Raw genomic sequence first — 15,639 nt, 5'->3', positions numbered from 1 at the left:
CTTGAGGACAAAAGTCCGCTTGCGGGGATTTGTTTACCAAAATGCCACACTCCTCTCAGCCAACTACACGGCTATTTTAAGGCAGGCACAGAGCCGAGTTGGCACTATAAACTTTGCAAACGGCGCCAGCGCTGCTTTAGCTCCTTGTGATTACTGCGCACCAACTTCCAACGCTCGCAGGCATTGAAACGGGCATAGTCGGCAATGGCCCTGGTAAGCTCGGCCAGCAATCCATCATCCAAAGGCCGATTGGCATACTCAGGCTCCAACACCAGGTTTTGCAACAATAGGCATTGGCGCGGCCGGTCGGCCTTGACGTCGACCCGGCCGATAAACTGCTGGCGCCAGAGGATGGCCAGGCTGAAATAGCCGTAAACTCGCTTTTCCTGCGGCAGGTACACCTCCAGTTGATAGTCAAAGCCAAACCATTGCTTTAAGCGGTTACGTTGAATAACCAGGTTATCGAAGGGATTGAGCAGCCAGACCCGATCCGGGATCATGGGCGGCGCACTCAGTTCTGCCGGGCAGAAATACTGCTGACCATCGACCTTAAAGTGCTGCAGTTCACCGGCCTCCAGCCCTTGGGCCAACACCCGCTTGATAACCAGCCGCATGCCTTTACGCAGATAGGCAAACTGGGCCTCTGAGCCAAAACCGTTGGCATTGAGAAAGCGGTTCACCAGATACCGGCCAAACTCATCATCGTCGGGCACCCGGGTATCTATCCCCGGCGGGAGCACCCGCTCGGCCAAATCATAAACCTTTTGAAACCGTTCACGCCGCAGCACCATTAACTCGCCGCGCATAAACAGCTGTTCCAGCGCCTTCTTGGCCGGTTTCCAGTCCCACCAACTGCCACGCGGATCACTTGAGTGTTCAAAATCACTGGCCTTGAGCGGCCCCTCGGCGCGCACTCTGGCAAGCACTTCCCGCATCAAGGGCTCGTCCGGTTCAAACCAGTGTTTATCCCCCTGACTCAGTTGCCGTTTGCGTTGCAGGCTGTACCTGTAGTCACTCATGGGCAGGTAGGCCGCGGCGTGAGCCCAGTACTCGAACACCTCTTTATCGGCCATAGCCTGTTGCAGCTGCTCGGGGTGATAACCGGGCAACCGGCTATGCAGCACATGGTGATGAGCCCGCTCGACCACATTGATGGAATCTATCTGCACATAGCCCAGTTGATGGATCATGGCCGCCGCCGATGCCGCCGGTTGCAACAAGCCCTGGCGCTGCAGGTTGAGCCTGAGCCATTCAGCGATGGTCAATGGTCCATACAAAGGTGTACCCATGGTGCCTGGCTCCCGATAGCCTTGGTTTAGCGTGGCGCTATGATGACAGCTCAATGCCGCTGCCAATGCGAGTAATCAGTTTGCCCTTTTCATGACTTTCGATGCAAATTTGTACTCAAGCTCACAAAAAATACGCTTTTGCCAAGCTCCAGAGTTGAATGGAAAGCCGGATTATGCGCATATAGCTGCAACCTTTATTAGAATCGACAATAACCAAGGTACATTATGAGCTCACCTTCCTCTGCGCGTTGGCCGCGACAGATCCCTTTTATCATTGCCAGTGAAGCCTGCGAGCGTTTCAGTTTTTACGGTATGCGCAACATTCTGACCCCCTTCCTGATGACGGCTCTGCTGCTGTCGGTGCCGGAAGAACTGCGTCAGGGTGAGGCCAAAGATGTGTTCCACTCCTTTGTGATCGGGGTGTATTTCTTCCCTCTCTTGGGGGGCTGGTTGGCCGACCGTTTCTTCGGCAAATACCACACCATTTTATGGCTTAGCATAGTCTATGTGATTGGCCATGCCTTCCTGGCGATTTTCGAAACCAGCAAAACCGGCTTCTACTCAGGCCTGTTCCTGATAGCCTTGGGCTCGGGCGGCATCAAGCCGCTAGTGTCCTCGTTCATGGGCGATCAGTTCGATCAGAGCAATAAGTCGTTGGCGCAAAAAGCCTTCGACATGTTCTATTTCACCATCAACTTCGGCTCCTTCTTCGCCTCGCTGTCGATGCCGCTGCTGCTGAAATTCTTCGGCCCTTCGGTGGCCTTCGGTATCCCAGGGGTACTGATGTTTATCGCCACGGTATTCTTCTGGGGCGGCCGTAAACGTTATGTCCACCAGCAACCCGAGCCCAAAGATCCACACGGCTTCCTGCCGGTGCTCAAGAGCGCCATCTTCACTCCGGTACCCGGCAAGGCCAATACAGGTTTGCTGCTGAGTGCCATAGGCATAGTGCTGGCGCTGTTTTCTCTCACCCAATACGACAGCCTGGGAGTGGTGACCGCGCTCTGTCTGGCGATGGTGCTCTTGATGGGCTTTGTCGGCATAGGCGCCTCCATGCAGCTGGAGCGGGCCCGCAATCAACATCCGCTCGAGGCGGTGGACGGTGTGCGCGCCGTATTCCGCATCTTAATCCTGTTTGCCTTGGTCACTCCCTTCTGGTCACTGTTCGATCAAAAGGCTTCCACCTGGATTTTACAGGCCAACGACATGGTCAAGCCGGACTGGTTTGAACCGGCCATGATGCAAGCACTCAACCCACTGCTGGTTATGCTGCTGATCCCCTTTAATAACTTTGTGCTTTACCCCATGCTGGAGCGCAGCGGCATGCGCCTCAATGCCCTGCGTAAAATGGGTGCAGGTATCGCTTTCTCCGGCCTTTCCTGGATAGTAATAGGCAGCATTCAGCTGATGATGGATGGCGGCACCCCCATGTCTATCACCTGGCAGGTGCTACCTTACGCGCTGCTGACTTTCGGTGAAGTACTGGTTTCTGCCACCGGATTGGAGTTTGCCTACAGCCAGGCACCCAAGTCGATGAAAGGCAGCATCATGAGTTTCTGGACCCTATCGGTCACTGTGGGCAACCTCTGGGTGCTATTAGCCAACGCCAGCGTCAAGAGCGATGCCGTGACCAATCAGATTGCCGAAACCGGCCTGAGTGTCACCGCCTTCCAGATGTTCTTCTTCGCCGGCTTCGCCCTGCTGGCCGCCTTGGTGTTTGCGCTCTACGCCCGCTCTTACACCATGCAGGATCATTATCGGGCAGTGGAACCGCAACAGGGTTAAGGCGTTTGCCGCCAACCTGAGCGGCAAAACCTCATTGATTTCCCCCCTCCAAAGACCCAACGTGAGTTGGGTCTTTTTCATTGCTGATGAAAAAACCGCCGGAAACCAAGTTATTCCCTTCCCCGATAGCGGCGCCGCCAAGAACAACCTTTTGCACAGACAATCCTGTGCCTGGGTATTGGCTAAGCTGCAGCCAATACCCAGCAGTGAGGATGGGCAGGAAGCCTGAATGCCGTGAAGGACAGGACGTCCGAGAACGGCCTCTCGCACAGTCAATCCAGTGACACGGCGAGAGTTTCGCAGCAACGTGCTTTCAAATACTGCCGTTATGCATGGATGCATTTGCTCCACGACTTTAGGCCGCTGACACAGCGGCTAGCATTGCTTTCAGCTCAAAATAGCTAAATAACATAGATTAAACTTCCAGCAACGGATGTCTCCCATTGCCTGCCGCAGGCTTATGCACAGGCGATCCTGTGACTCGCTGCGAGTACATCCCTTATCTCCATGGATGGAGTGTATGCCGACATTTGTCTGGAACAAATGCGGTAGTCGCCTCGCCATCCCTGGCTAGGAAGGTCACAGTCCCGCCTGTGCCTGGAAAATAGGCGTATGTCTGCAGTTTAAAACAACTCTGTATGGGAAGAATTGCATCAAATCCCCCTTCGGAGCCGCCGCGGGCGTTGTTGCAAATTGGCGTAGCCGAGACAGGGATGTCGAGGCTCGAAGTAATATAAACAGATGCCCCCGGCATCCGGCTCAGCGAGCACCAATAATACGCATAGACTATTGAAAAAATAACATTTTCTATACTTATGATAATTTTTCGTTTTTTATAATTTTTATGTGAACAAGCACGTAAACATGCGGATGAAAAAAAAGCCTTAGGCTGATATGGTTTAGGAATAAGTCATTGACTATCAGTATCATGCAGGGAAAAAGCGAAAAATTTAAAAAGAGGGAGGAGCTTCTTCTCAATGCTGCAGATCAAATAATTAAAGAAGAGGGGTTAATATCCTTCCGATTCTCGCAACTGGCGAAAAGAGCCAACTGCAGTATGGGCACCCTCTATAGCCACTTCATCAACAAGGAAGACCTGCTGGTTACCCTGATGGCCAAGGAGACCCAACGCTTGCTGGTGATGCACACCTCTGTGCTTTGCATGAAACTGCGTCCGGCAGAAACCTGGCTGACATTAAACCTACTTCCCTTTATTTCGCCAAATCGTTTCAGCACCAGTATTTCTGTACTCGCTGAACTGCCCCAAATATCGGCCAGTGCCTCAGAAGAACGCCAGGAACAACTACGTAAACAGTTAATCCCCTTTTGTCAGGGAACCAAACGTTTTCTGCAACGCGCCAAATTGCAGGGGGAATTACTTTCCAGCGATGAACAAATCGCCCTTTGCCGCAATACAGTGCTATGCATTCAACGGGGGGCCATGGCACTGTCGACAACCTTGATCTTGGAAGAGGAACCGGCATCACTCAAGCCAATCCCTCTGTATAACATACTGTTTGAAGTCATTAATAACCTTCAGTGGCAACATCCTCTGGATAATACATCTCATACCCGAATCGAGTCGGCATTATCCCAGCTTTGATGATTTTATGCCTTTCCCTGATAACAAGAGTTTTATTCTTACTGACAAGAGCAAGCTCAACCAACATCTAATCAACTAATCTTTAATTCTTTTCAGATCATAATGCGCCGATGGTTTTCGAAAAAAAATCATAAAACACCCTATCAAACTACGCGCCAGCCACACTTATTAACACTGGAATACCCTAAGAAATAAAATAAGTGAAAGATAGTTGCGACCACTAAAAATAACGGAGTATCCCATGTTTAATTCAACCAATGCGTTTCGTTTTTTTTCAATGATGATAGTTCTGACAGTAACGACCATCGCCGCTATCGGCTGTCTGGGTAATATCACTGATTCAGAATCCAACCTACAATTTGTGCGCCACGTATTTTCCATGGACACCACCTATAACAGCCCGGATATTATGTGGCGTGCCGTCACCGCACCTTCTGTCCATATGATAGGCTTTATTTCCATCATCATTATCGAAGCTACCCTCACCTTCTGCGGCTTCCTGGGGCTGTTCAAGCTTGCCAAACACTTTAACTCTGATAGTCAAACCTTTGAACAGCAGAAGACCTTAGCCCTGATAGCCATGGGATTGGCGGTATTAGTATGGGGCTTTATTTTCCAGGCGGCAGGTGGTGAATGGTTTGCCAGCTGGCAATCTCAGCACTGGAACGGTCTGCGTGATGCCACCCGCATAGTCATGATGGCCATGTTGGGCGGTGTCTGCCTCAAGCTGGCCAAGTAGGAGAGTTCGAGTGAAACGACTATTGCTACCCTTGGCTATGCTCACCCTGCCAATTCAGGCCGCCCCTTTGGTAAACTGGCATGATTTCAGCGTAACCGGCCTCTATGGCGAAGACTTTAAACTGGCACCATCCGATCAACAGTTTACCCTGACCCTGGAATCGGCAGGAGGTTGGCGTTATGGCGATTGGTTTTTGTTTCAGGACTTTACGCATTTTCATCACTCCCTTGGCAGTGAGCGAAGCAACTACGGCGAACTGACAACCCGCTTTAGTTCGGCGAAAATATTTGACGTAAAGTACGACAACAACATAGTCAACGACTTATCTTTGGCTCTGAGTCTTGAAGAAGGCAAAGGCGATGTAGAGAGCCTGCTTTATGGTTTGGGAGTCGACTTTAATCTACCAACCGCAGACTATTTCAAGATTAATTTTTATCGGCGTCAGGGGTTGAATAGTGACAATATCAGTGATGGTTGGCAACTCTCACCCAGTTTCAAATTCAGCTGGCCGCTGGGTGATAGCCAGGTAGTATTTGATGGCTATATTGACTGGGTAGTTTCTTACGATGAAGCCATTAAGGAGGAAACATTCCATTTCAACCCCCAATTAAAATACGACTTGGGAGCCTATCTAATGGGAAAAAAGAATAAACTCATGATAGGAATAGAATACTCTCTGTGGCTCAACAAGTATGGCGTTAAAGGCGAAGACCAAAACAACTTTTCCTTTATCGTTAAATATCACCTGTAAGACGTAACAGTCATCACCGCCAAGAAGGCCGAGATGGTATATTTTAGTCACCTAAATATCGACTTTTATATACCATTATCGGCCTCTTTTTCCGGCGCAACCCATTACGAATAATCTAAGGATGGTGCGAACAAGTCCCATGCGTGCTCTGCGTCTACTTACAGGTCTGAATGCAAGCTCTCAAACCCAACCGACCGCCACTAGAATCAAGCCGAATAAGACTCACCAGGGAACCGTGAAATAGAGCCGATATAAAGTATCTTCATCCCAGGGCAAAATAGGTTGATACTCTACACTCTCCTTGGGCCATTTATCGTAATGGTCCAAGTTGTAGCGGGTATGCTCCATAGATAAGGTTAACTCAGATGCCTTGAACAACTTCGGGGTATTCACAGTCAGGCCCACCTTGTAAACCGTCTCCAGAGTTTCACTGCCATCGGCCCAATACGCTAGATGGCCCTCAAGCTTCCAACTCGGGGCCAATAACCAAAATCCCCCCAGTGCAGTAGTCCAGGCCGTGGCATCATTGCCAAACTCGCCACGTTGATAACCGCGGGACTTGGGCACATCATCGTCAATCTCAAGATAGTAGTACCCCATTCCCACCTCGGCAGTCATGCCAACGGCCTGCCGATGGTAGTCCAGTAACAACGAAGGATAGAGCTTAATCTGTTTTTCTACCGAACTGACGGTATTACGCTTTCCCCGCAGCGACAGTTGCCAATCCAGGGTTAAGTTACCCGTCAGAGTTAGCCACTGGCCCCGGGCAAAGTAGCCGGACTGAAACCAGATAGGAATATGATCGGGATCCAGCTTGTCTTTATCGTTATCGAGATAGATGTTCAGGTTGCCATGAAGGGCAATCTCTGACTCGGTGAGATAATCCAGGCTCACTGCCACATGGGCCCCCAGGGTGTCTGAACTTTCCACCTGAAAATCATGAAGCCCAAAAGCCAGCTTCCACTCAGGCTCAGCAGCAATGCACTGATAACTGCCCAGCAATGCCAGGATACTCGCTAAAAGATATTTCATATTCCCTCTGCAATCGTTCGGGCCGGAGCACTCACACGGCTCAGGCTTGGCAGTATTTCAACACATCCCGGTGCGCCTGGACGCACATTCAAAATTATAGCCATCTCCCTCGGTTAATTTGAGCAATGGGCCGCTACTACAGAATATTTGTATGCTTCAACAAGCCATTTTTTGATAAGACAACTCACCGGCCCAATCTGGCAGCCGCTCCTGCGCTCGGCCGATGCCGACACTCCTCGGTTAACAGATTCGAATTATCGAAAACGCTGCAACTTGCTCCTTACGCAGCCGGGGAGTACCCTCTTTTGCAGCCAACCGTTTAAGCAGTATCGGGAATTGATCGCCATGCCAAAGGAAATATTTATACTACGCCACGGCCAGACTGAGTTTAATGCCGCCGGTAAGCTGCAGGGACACTGTAACTCGCCGCTGACCGAACTCGGCAGGGCGCAGGCCAAAGCCTATGGTGTTGCCTTGCAACAACAGCTGCGGCAATCGGCAGGAAATCCTGAACACGAATTTCAGTTGGTTTCCAGCCCGCTGGGAAGGGCCATGGAAACGGCGACTCTGGTGGCAGAGATGCTTTGCCGGGATCCCGGCGCCATTATTGCCGAGCCTAGGGTGATTGAATGCGGTTTAGGTGAATGGGAGCAGACCCGGGTCGCCGATATCCACGCCGCCAGACCCGAGCTTGCCGGGCGCAATGACTGGTATCTGCAGGGCCCGGGCGCAGAAACACTACTCCAGGTGCAACAGCGGCTGGCACATTGGCTGACCGATCCGGCAACCCCGGAGCGGGTGATCCTTGTGTCGCACGGCCTGACAGGGATTGTCCTGCGCGCCCTGCTGCTGGGCTTGGATGACAAGGCACTTTGGCGTCAGGACAAGCCTCAGGACGCCCTCTATCACTTTCACAGTGAGGCTCAGGAGAGGCTCAAACGCATCTGTTGCTGACTCGCCAACCAGTCGAAGTGGGCCAGCAAAGCCTGCAAATAGCGCTGCTCTTCCGCCGGAAGTTGCCCCTCAGCCGCGGCTATCTGTTGTAAGTCGCTCAGCAGCTGTCTTACCAAAGGCTCGGTGCAGTAGCCCTTCCACAGTCTTAGGGCGGCTTTTTTCGGCGAATGGCAGTAGCGCCGCAGCTGAATATCGACAAACCAGTCGGCCCGCTCCCGGGCGCTGGGCATCAGTGTCATCACATACCAGTTCATCCTATCCTCCTCAGGCGGATAACTTGATCCTGTCGCGGCCATCGCTCTTGGCCCGGTACAGGGCGGTATCCGCCGCACTGAGCATGGCCTCGGCCGTGCGGTACTGGCCATTGATCTCAGTGGCAATCCCCTGGCTGACACTGACACAAACCTCACGGCTCAGCCCCAATTTGACGAAGTCCAGGCTACGAATGGCCTCGGCTATTTGCTCGGCCACCACCCAGGCCATGGCGCTGTTGAATCCGGGCAACACCAGGGCAAACTCCTCACCGCCAAAACGCGCCGCCAGACACTGGGGCGATGGCAACGCCGTGGCTATGGTCTTGGCCATCAATTTCAGGCATTCGTCCCCCATCAGGTGACCATGCTGATCGTTGAACTGTTTGAAATGGTCGGCATCTATGATCAAGGTGCTGATGGGCTTGTGCTTATCGACGCACTGCTGCCACTGGCGTTCCAGTGTCTCGGTAAAGGTGCGGCGATTGGCCAGTCCGGTCAAATAGTCGGTCGCCGCCAGGGTGGACAGGCGTTTAATCTCATCCCTGTGGCCGCTGAGATCATGCAAACCAATCACAAACAGCGGCAGCAAACCCTGAATAAAGGAAAGCGACAGATTCACCGGCAGCTCGACCCCATCGACACGTCTGAGCAATACTTCCCAGGGGCCATGTTGCAGCGGTACCTGGCGGCCATATTGGCTGCTGAACATGCTGGCGTAGCGGCTACGATAAGGCGCCGCCAACCAGGTATGCCAGAATTCACCGGCAAAGGTTTCGCTCTGATCGCCCAGCAGCTCGGCCGCCGGAGAGTTCACCGCCAACACTTTGCCCTCACCATCGGCCAGCACCATAGGTTGCTGCATGCACTCAATCAGGGTCGCCAAAGCCTCGCTGTCACACTCACACTGACTAAAACCAGCTTCATTGCTGTAGGGGCTTGCCATGCTGTTCTCCCTCCCGACCTGCGGGTTGTTCAATATTCGACAGGGATAACTCTAGCGCGTACGTACAAGGCAAACCTTCTGATAAGCTTACGATGTAATTAATTGAAAAATATCGTTAATAATTCCAACCTTCTGTAGGCAGGAAAGGCGTCCAACCACAGAAATACGGCAATGATTGGCAACCAAAGGAGCTTTTCGGGCGGGAAAGAATCCCCGAACGGCACGGATCGGAGGGAATAATTACTTTATATCCTTAGTGACAGCTTTAAGATTAGAGCCCCCACACTGAAACGAGAACAAGCAGAATATCTCTAATGAGTGGCATCTGAGACAGACACCACTCCGACTAATGCAATCAAGCCGGATTTAAAGTTTGGGTCGATTAATAACCTCCGGATCCGGGCTGGCCAGCAAGAGTGGCGATTCCTCACTGCTGAACAGGAATTGATACTTGCCTGTGCCTGTATTGCGCATAGGGTCATGCAGCTGCAGCGTCAGGCCATCGGCGCTGACCTCGATCCGATCGATATGACCATCGAAGGGATTGGTGAAGGCGGCACCGACAAATTTCAGCCCGGCCGGAGAATTATCCAGGTTCAACAGTTGGTAGGTGATCACCGCTGGTTCACTGACCACCACATCACCACTGCACTCCACGCCCTGCTGTGAATAGTGAAAGCTCGCCTGCCGGGCGCTATCCAGAGTGACACTCAGCACCACGGGCTCACTGACATCACAGTAAGGTAAACGCGGCCTCAACAATAGGTTGTCGGTTTGGCTCAGCTGCGCCGCCTGGTCAAACTCGGCCATCCGTGACTGCCAGCCAAACAGCGCCAGGATCCGATAGACTTCCGAAGCACTCAGTGGTTGTTGCAACAGCCGGCGATCCAGCTTTACCAGGCCCTGCTTATCAAACACCAAACTATTGATAAAGGCGGGTAAAGACTGCCCCAAGGGCTCCAACGGCGAAGGCTCGGCCAGCAAGAGTTGCAACTCGGCGTCACTCTTTACCGGTGCCATCGCCAGATCGATCTCGGCCTGAGTAGCGGCACTCAGTGCCAGGGGAAAGCTTGCCAGCAGCACGCTGACCATCAAAGCAATACGCATAACGACTCCATGTCAATTCGCTCCACATGCCTTATGTGGAGATGAAAAACTGATTGGGTGGTTTCAGGACTGAAGCCACCCAGGTTAATGTAATTAAGCTTGGATTAAACACCCTTTCAGCAACATAAGCTTACTCAGTCGTTTCCGGTATTCACGACTTCGGGATCTTGGCTTGAAACCAGCAGAGTGTTGCTGCTGTTACTGAGGATCAGTCTAAAGCCTGTCTTGCCCACCACAGAGTTGGTATCCATTAGTATCAACATATCCGGGGCCTCGGTCTTGACCGCATCGATAATGCCGTCGAAGGGGGTATCGAAGGAGGCGCCGACAAAGGCCAGATCCATATCAGTCTTGTCCTGCAGCTTATAGATAATATGAGTATTGGGCTTATCTACCACTACTGGGCCGTCCGGCTCATAGGCAAACTGAGGCACGCGGTTATCATCCAGAGTAATGGTTACAATGATATTTTTTACGGGTACAGACATAGCTTCATCCTTGTTTCTGGTTAGTTTTTGAGGGGGTATTTAAATTGACTAAAACGATAACCAAGAGGCTCATATTTAGCCTTCATTTTCAACAGTTCCTGTTGGTCATCCATGCAATCCAAAGCCATAGCATAAGGCGCGAGTATACGGGCATCACGATTCACAGTGACCCATGGTTGCAGCATTCGGCCGACTTTCTGGCAGTGAGTATAGGCAAAGCTTATATCGTTATTTAACATGGACACACTATAGGCGGTTACAAGCCCAGCCTCGGCCAGGGCTCCCATATCGACAGTGCCCAAAACCGTTTTCTGTCCTAATGCTGTAAAAAACGCTTCTGCCAACAGAGCAAGCTTATGAGCTTGCTGATAATCACCTTGTTCGAGCCGCTCATTGGCAGCGACCAACCAAAAACGAGCCTCCAATTTAAGCTGCTTAGTCGAGGTTTCGCTTGACGGCTTACTGGCCAGATGCCCTCTGAGGGCATTAAGCATGGCTGTTTTTTCTGTTGATGCCGGTAGCAAGCTAACCAGTAACACCTCAACAAAAGATTGCTGCATTCGCCAGCGCTCATTTTCCGGATCGGCCTCAAGCGCGGCAGCAATAGCCCGACTGGCTTCCATTGCGCTCTCTTTGGCCAATTCGGTTTGCTGCACCGCTCTGTACAACTGAGCCAAGATCTCCAGATTTCCGGATAATCTGTATAGCTGATAGGGTTCTCCCTGAGCCTGCCGCTTTAACTCTTCGGCTATCTGCCTATGAATGGCGATGGCTGCTTGAATATCCCCTTCTGCACTCGAAGACCTGGCTAGCCAGGAGCGAGCATTGGCGACATCTGCCAGACGCTGAGGATCATCCGGCGACTCGGCCAGTGCGATCAACTTGAGCCGCAGCGATTCTTCAAAGCCCTGGCGCGCCTTGCTGAAGTCCTGCAGCTTCATCGATAAGGACCCCAGAGAATTGTGGGCGTAGGAGAGTTCCATCAGCGCTTCGCTGTTGTCCGGTGCCAGTCGGTACATGGCCAGACTGTGTTGCAGATAAGCCTCGAACCAGGGGCGGGTGCCCTGCCAATCGCTCTGGTCATACTTGAGTTGCCCAAGCCAAAAGGCATTGGCGCCAAGGGTCTTTAACAGCTCCAGCTGATCTGTACTGCCGGACAACAGTGGCAAGAGTTTGTTTCTGGCGGCCAGCAGCGCCTTTTCCGCTTCATCCACCCGGCCACGGGAGTAGGCCACCTCCCCCATGGCTTCCAGTGTCTGACCATGGCGAAACAGCGCCGCCTCACTCAGGCTGCTGTCGGCCTCGCGAAAATAATCCAGCGCCTTGTTGCTGACACCATCGAGCAGATCCATCCGGCCTATGCTGCGCAGCTTGTCGGCAAAGTCGCCCACCATAAAGCCCAGCAAGTCTTCCGCCGCCAGGCGCTTAGCCTGCGCCTGCTGCTCGGCTTCAACGCTGCGATAACTCATGAATACCGAGATGAGGGTCAAGAGGCATAAAAGCATGAAGGTCGCGCCCTTGAGGCGCCGTTGGCGCTGCCCTCTGGCGCTGGAGGCGGCAACATAGCTTTCGCTGACAGGATCCAGCTCCAGCAGGGGATCGTTTTTCAGCGCCAGCGCTTCGGTCAGCGGCTTGCCCTGGGGCAGCAGAAAATCGCGGCTGCACTGCTGTTGCTGCCAGCGCCTGGCCTGATGGAACAGCCTGGCCTTGGCCGCCAGCCCTTCCCTGTGGCTATCTATCCAGTCTCTGGCCCTGGACCAGCGTCTGAGCAAGGCTTCATGGGCTATGCTGAAACCGGGTTCGCTGTCCTCCAGATGGGAGACAAACAGCCGACTGTCGACCAAGGCCTGAACCAAGGCGCGCTCGGCATCCGTGGCCAATTCGGAATATCTGGCACTGCGACTGGTGACCGACTGCTCATCTTCCCTGAGGGTCACCAGCAGCGACAGCACCCGTGGCAGGGCCGCCCTTTGCGAGCTCGACAAGGAGGCGATGGCATCTTCGGCGGCCTGGCCTATAGCCCCGGCCAGCCCACCCAGGCGGTGATAAACCGCCAGTTGCAACTGGTTGTCGTCACTGCGCTGCAGATACAGGGCCTGCAGCATATACTGCAACATGGGCAGGGCATCCGGGTTACTGGCGGCCTCACGGCACAGCAGCTCATCCAAGCCCAGTGCCGATTCAGGGTCAAATTCCCAACTCAAGCCTGCGGCTGCGGCCGGCAAGCGTATCATCTGCAACAGTTCCTGACGGCTGGGCGGCAAGAGATCGAAATGGGCGCCATTGCCCTTGCCCGCCATCAAGCTGGGGCTGGCAACCACCTGAGGGTAGAACTCATTGCGACAGGCGCTGAGCAGCAATACGGCTCCGGAACGCGCCAGGGTGTCGAGCAGCGCCAGCCCCTGCTCACGGGCTTCGGCCGAGAAGCGCGGCGATGACAGCAGCACTTCCAGACGGTCGACAAACAGGCCGAACCTCGGCTTCTGCCAACTTTGGAACGGCAGCGCCTGGCAGAGTTGGGCGCAGAGGCTGTCGATATCCTGTTCCAGTGCATGCGCCAGCGTTTCGGCGCTGTAGCCTGCCAAAACCGGCGCATCGTCCAGCTCCCAGTCGAGCATGGCGGCGGCCAACTCCAGCAGCAGTTGATCTTCGGCGACATCGGCCAGATCCAGTATCGAATAGCAGGCCAGGCCTATGCCGTGAAAGCCCTGAGGCGAAGCCAGATTGGGCAAAATGCCTGCATTGATCAGCGACGACTTACCGCTGCCGCTGGGGCCTAGCAGCAAGCAAAACCCGCGGCCATGTTTGATCTGCCGGGCTATGCGTTCCAGTAAGGCGTTGATCTGTTCGCTACGGCCGAAAAACACCCCGGCATAATCGGCGCTGAAGGGTTTTAACCCGGGAAATGGTGAGCCCTGGCTCCAGGCCAGCGATGGCAAACTGGCTTCGTGGCCGATGGGGAAACGGACATCGGCTACAACTCGATAGCCGCGTTTGCGGATAGTTTCGATGAAAGAAGGATCGCCGGCCTTGTCGTCCAGCGCCCGGCGCAGCTGATTAATGGTCTTGTGCAGCGGGTTATCGCCCGTGTCGCTGCCGGGCCAACAGGCATCCAGCAGCTCATCGCTGCTGACTACCTCGCCGCTGCGACGACACAGATACAGCAGCACATCCATGGCTTTGGGTTCCAACTGCCGCAAGCGCTTTCCCAGCCGCAAACTATTGCTGCCGGGATCGACCTGCCAATCACCCAAAAAGAAGCTGCTGTCGCTCATGGAACCTACCGCGATAAGAGATTGACCGCATCTTACCCGGTATACAAAGTTAACACCATGATAACAGCGTTAAATTTTACCTAATGAGCGTTAACTCAAATACTCAAACCCCAGAGCTCGAATGTCTCCCGGCACAGGGATTCGCGAAAATCCGGATGCGCTATGTCGATTAAGGCTCTGGCTCGCTCGCGGATACTGCGCCCCCTGAGGTTGGCACAACCATATTCGGTGGCAATATAGTGCACATGGGCCCGGGTAGTCACCACCCCGGCACCTGGGCTCAGCACAGGCGCGATACGGGAAAGTGCGCCATTGGCGGCCGTGCTCGGCAGGGCGATAACCGAGCGCCCACCGGGAGAAAGACCGGCGCCGCGAATAAAGTCCATCTGCCCGCCTACCCCGGAATAGATTCGGGTGCCTATGGAGTCGGCGCACACCTGGCCGGAAATATCCACTTGCAGCGCCGAGTTGATGGCCATTACCTGCGGGTTGCGGCGGATAACCGAGGTGTCATTAACCTGCTCTATATCCAGAAACAGCACTTCGGGGTTGTCATCGACAAAGTCATAGAGGGCGCGACTGCCAAGCGCAAAGCCGGTGACCAACTTCCCCGGATGCACCTTCTTGCGGCTGTTGTTAATCGCCCCGGAGCGATAAAGCGCCAGAATGCCGTCGGAAAACAGCTCGGTGTGGATCCCTAAGTTTCGTCTGTCTGCCAACTGCCCCAATACGGCATCCGGAATGGCACCTATGCCCATCTGCAGGCAATCTCCGTCTTCAACCAGAGAGGCCACATGCTTGCCGATAGCCTGGCTGATGGCATCGGCTCCGGCCATGGGGTGTTCGGGCAGAGGCGAACTCTGTTCATACACGGCGGCAAAGCGGTCATAGGGTACAAAGCTGTCGCCATGGGTGCGCGGCATTTGCGGGTTGATATGGGCTATGATCCGGCCGGCCACATCACAAGCGGCGCGGCTGGCTTCGACACTGATCCCCAGCGAACAGTTGCCATGGCTGTCAGGCGGTGACACCTGTACCAGCGCCGTATCTATGGGTTGCTCGCCGGAGCGAAACAGCTTGGGCACCTCGGATAAAAAGACAGGCACATAATCCGCCTCGCCACTGGCCAGCAGGGCGCGGGTCGGGGCGCCGCCAAAGAAACAGCGATGGCGCAGATGGCCCTTAAGCTCGGGCACACTCAAGGCCTCGGCTTCCTCGGTATGCAGTTGCAGCAAGGTCAGGTTCTGCCGCGTCATGGCATGCTGTGCCAGCGCCTCCAGCAAGACTCTGGGGGTGGCTCCCATAGAGTGGGTCCAGATAAATTCATCATTCCCTATCAGGGATACCGCTTCCAGTGCACTGGAACAAACTCTTGGCGCCATACTGCTGCTTCCTTATTTTTTATTTATACCGTTCCGT

At 53.7% G+C, this 15,639-nt stretch carries 14 protein-coding genes; 6 read left to right on the top strand and 8 right to left on the bottom strand.

The window, feature by feature from the left end; all coding sequences use genetic code 11:
• Window positions 1-104: 104 nt before the first annotated feature.
• On the bottom strand, window positions 105-1,277 hold the full coding sequence (locus CBE72_RS08350) for a winged helix-turn-helix domain-containing protein (protein WP_373289238.1): 1,173 nt from the start codon (window positions 1,275-1,277) through the stop codon (window positions 105-107).
• A 237-nt stretch (window positions 1,278-1,514) separates the two neighbouring features.
• Here CBE72_RS08350 and CBE72_RS08345 point away from each other — a divergent pair, with 237 nt between their 5' ends.
• The 5 genes from CBE72_RS08345 to CBE72_RS08330 all read left to right on the top strand — a co-directional run bounded on the left by CBE72_RS08345 (window position 1,515) and on the right by CBE72_RS08330 (window position 6,167).
• Window positions 1,515-3,074, top strand: a complete 1,560-nt coding sequence (locus CBE72_RS08345) for a POT-type proton-dependent oligopeptide transporter (RefSeq protein WP_071237389.1) — start codon at window positions 1,515-1,517, stop codon at window positions 3,072-3,074.
• A 61-nt stretch (window positions 3,075-3,135) separates the two neighbouring features.
• Window positions 3,136-3,303, top strand: a complete 168-nt coding sequence (locus CBE72_RS20080) for a hypothetical protein (protein ID WP_157929051.1) — start codon at window positions 3,136-3,138, stop codon at window positions 3,301-3,303.
• Between the two features lie 699 nt (window positions 3,304-4,002).
• The gene (locus tag CBE72_RS08340) at window positions 4,003-4,677 is read left to right on the top strand and encodes a TetR/AcrR family transcriptional regulator (protein WP_268239842.1); all 675 of its coding nucleotides are present in this window, start codon (window positions 4,003-4,005) and stop codon (window positions 4,675-4,677) included.
• Window positions 4,678-4,918: 241 nt separating this feature from the next.
• Window positions 4,919-5,416: a DUF2165 domain-containing protein gene (locus CBE72_RS08335; protein ID WP_071237391.1), complete on the top strand. Its 498-nt coding sequence runs from the start codon at window positions 4,919-4,921 to the stop codon at window positions 5,414-5,416.
• A gap of 10 nt (window positions 5,417-5,426) precedes the next feature.
• The gene (locus CBE72_RS08330; protein ID WP_100143132.1) at window positions 5,427-6,167 is read left to right on the top strand and encodes an ion channel protein Tsx; all 741 of its coding nucleotides are present in this window, start codon (window positions 5,427-5,429) and stop codon (window positions 6,165-6,167) included.
• 222 nt (window positions 6,168-6,389) lie between these two features.
• On the opposite strand, the gene CBE72_RS08325 is transcribed toward CBE72_RS08330, so the two are convergent.
• On the bottom strand, window positions 6,390-7,199 hold the full coding sequence (locus CBE72_RS08325; RefSeq protein ID WP_100143131.1) for a hypothetical protein: 810 nt from the start codon (window positions 7,197-7,199) through the stop codon (window positions 6,390-6,392).
• A gap of 345 nt (window positions 7,200-7,544) precedes the next feature.
• Between CBE72_RS08325 and CBE72_RS08320 the strand changes: the two genes are divergently transcribed.
• The gene (locus CBE72_RS08320) at window positions 7,545-8,153 is read left to right on the top strand and encodes a histidine phosphatase family protein (protein WP_100143178.1); all 609 of its coding nucleotides are present in this window, start codon (window positions 7,545-7,547) and stop codon (window positions 8,151-8,153) included.
• Here the strand turns inward: CBE72_RS08320 and CBE72_RS08315 are convergent.
• From CBE72_RS08315 to CBE72_RS08290, 6 genes are all read right to left on the bottom strand, one after another.
• Entirely contained in the window at window positions 8,123-8,407 is a 285-nt protein-coding gene (locus CBE72_RS08315) for a hypothetical protein (RefSeq protein WP_045283464.1), read from the bottom strand. The two genes, CBE72_RS08320 and CBE72_RS08315, sit on opposite strands and share 31 nt — an antisense overlap.
• A 10-nt stretch (window positions 8,408-8,417) precedes the next feature.
• A complete protein-coding gene (locus CBE72_RS08310; RefSeq protein ID WP_093982655.1) occupies window positions 8,418-9,350 on the bottom strand; it encodes a sensor domain-containing diguanylate cyclase in 933 nt (310 codons plus the stop codon).
• Window positions 9,351-9,716: 366 nt separating this feature from the next.
• The gene (locus CBE72_RS08305) at window positions 9,717-10,457 is read right to left on the bottom strand and encodes a DP-EP family protein (RefSeq protein WP_100143130.1); all 741 of its coding nucleotides are present in this window, start codon (window positions 10,455-10,457) and stop codon (window positions 9,717-9,719) included.
• A 134-nt stretch (window positions 10,458-10,591) separates the two neighbouring features.
• Window positions 10,592-10,945, bottom strand: coding sequence for a DP-EP family protein (locus tag CBE72_RS08300; protein ID WP_071476765.1), 354 nt, complete (start codon window positions 10,943-10,945; stop codon window positions 10,592-10,594).
• 20 nt (window positions 10,946-10,965) lie between these two features.
• Window positions 10,966-14,220 (bottom strand): nSTAND1 domain-containing NTPase, encoded by a 3,255-nt coding sequence (locus CBE72_RS08295; RefSeq protein ID WP_100143129.1) that lies wholly within the window; start codon window positions 14,218-14,220, stop codon window positions 10,966-10,968.
• 95 nt (window positions 14,221-14,315) lie between these two features.
• Window positions 14,316-15,602: an acetyl-CoA hydrolase/transferase family protein gene (locus CBE72_RS08290; protein WP_100143128.1), complete on the bottom strand. Its 1,287-nt coding sequence runs from the start codon at window positions 15,600-15,602 to the stop codon at window positions 14,316-14,318.
• Window positions 15,603-15,639 lie beyond the last annotated feature (37 nt).

Source organism: Shewanella carassii (assembly GCF_002777975.1).
Taxonomy (GTDB): Bacteria; Pseudomonadota; Gammaproteobacteria; order Enterobacterales; family Shewanellaceae; genus Shewanella; species Shewanella carassii.
The sequence above is the reverse complement of the archived record's forward strand: the minus strand, read 5'-3'. Positions and strand labels throughout refer to the sequence as shown.

Bases quoted from the DNA above. Each gene is read 5' to 3' on its own strand.
- CBE72_RS08300 (WP_071476765.1), bottom strand. From the start codon at position 10,945: ATGTCTGTACCCGTAAAAAATATCATTGTAACCATTACTCTGGATGAT.
- CBE72_RS08335 (WP_071237391.1), top strand. From the start codon at position 4,919: ATGTTTAATTCAACCAATGCGTTTCGTTTTTTTTCAATGATGATAGTT.
- CBE72_RS08295 (WP_100143129.1), bottom strand. From the start codon at position 14,220: ATGAGCGACAGCAGCTTCTTTTTGGGTGATTGGCAGGTCGATCCCGGC.
- CBE72_RS08340 (WP_268239842.1), top strand. From the start codon at position 4,003: ATGCAGGGAAAAAGCGAAAAATTTAAAAAGAGGGAGGAGCTTCTTCTC.
- CBE72_RS08305 (WP_100143130.1), bottom strand. From the start codon at position 10,457: ATGCGTATTGCTTTGATGGTCAGCGTGCTGCTGGCAAGCTTTCCCCTG.
- CBE72_RS08315 (WP_045283464.1), bottom strand. From the start codon at position 8,407: ATGAACTGGTATGTGATGACACTGATGCCCAGCGCCCGGGAGCGGGCC.
- CBE72_RS08320 (WP_100143178.1), top strand. From the start codon at position 7,545: ATGCCAAAGGAAATATTTATACTACGCCACGGCCAGACTGAGTTTAAT.
- CBE72_RS08325 (WP_100143131.1), bottom strand. From the start codon at position 7,199: ATGAAATATCTTTTAGCGAGTATCCTGGCATTGCTGGGCAGTTATCAG.
- CBE72_RS08310 (WP_093982655.1), bottom strand. From the start codon at position 9,350: ATGGCAAGCCCCTACAGCAATGAAGCTGGTTTTAGTCAGTGTGAGTGT.
- CBE72_RS08290 (WP_100143128.1), bottom strand. From the start codon at position 15,602: ATGGCGCCAAGAGTTTGTTCCAGTGCACTGGAAGCGGTATCCCTGATA.
- CBE72_RS08345 (WP_071237389.1), top strand. From the start codon at position 1,515: ATGAGCTCACCTTCCTCTGCGCGTTGGCCGCGACAGATCCCTTTTATC.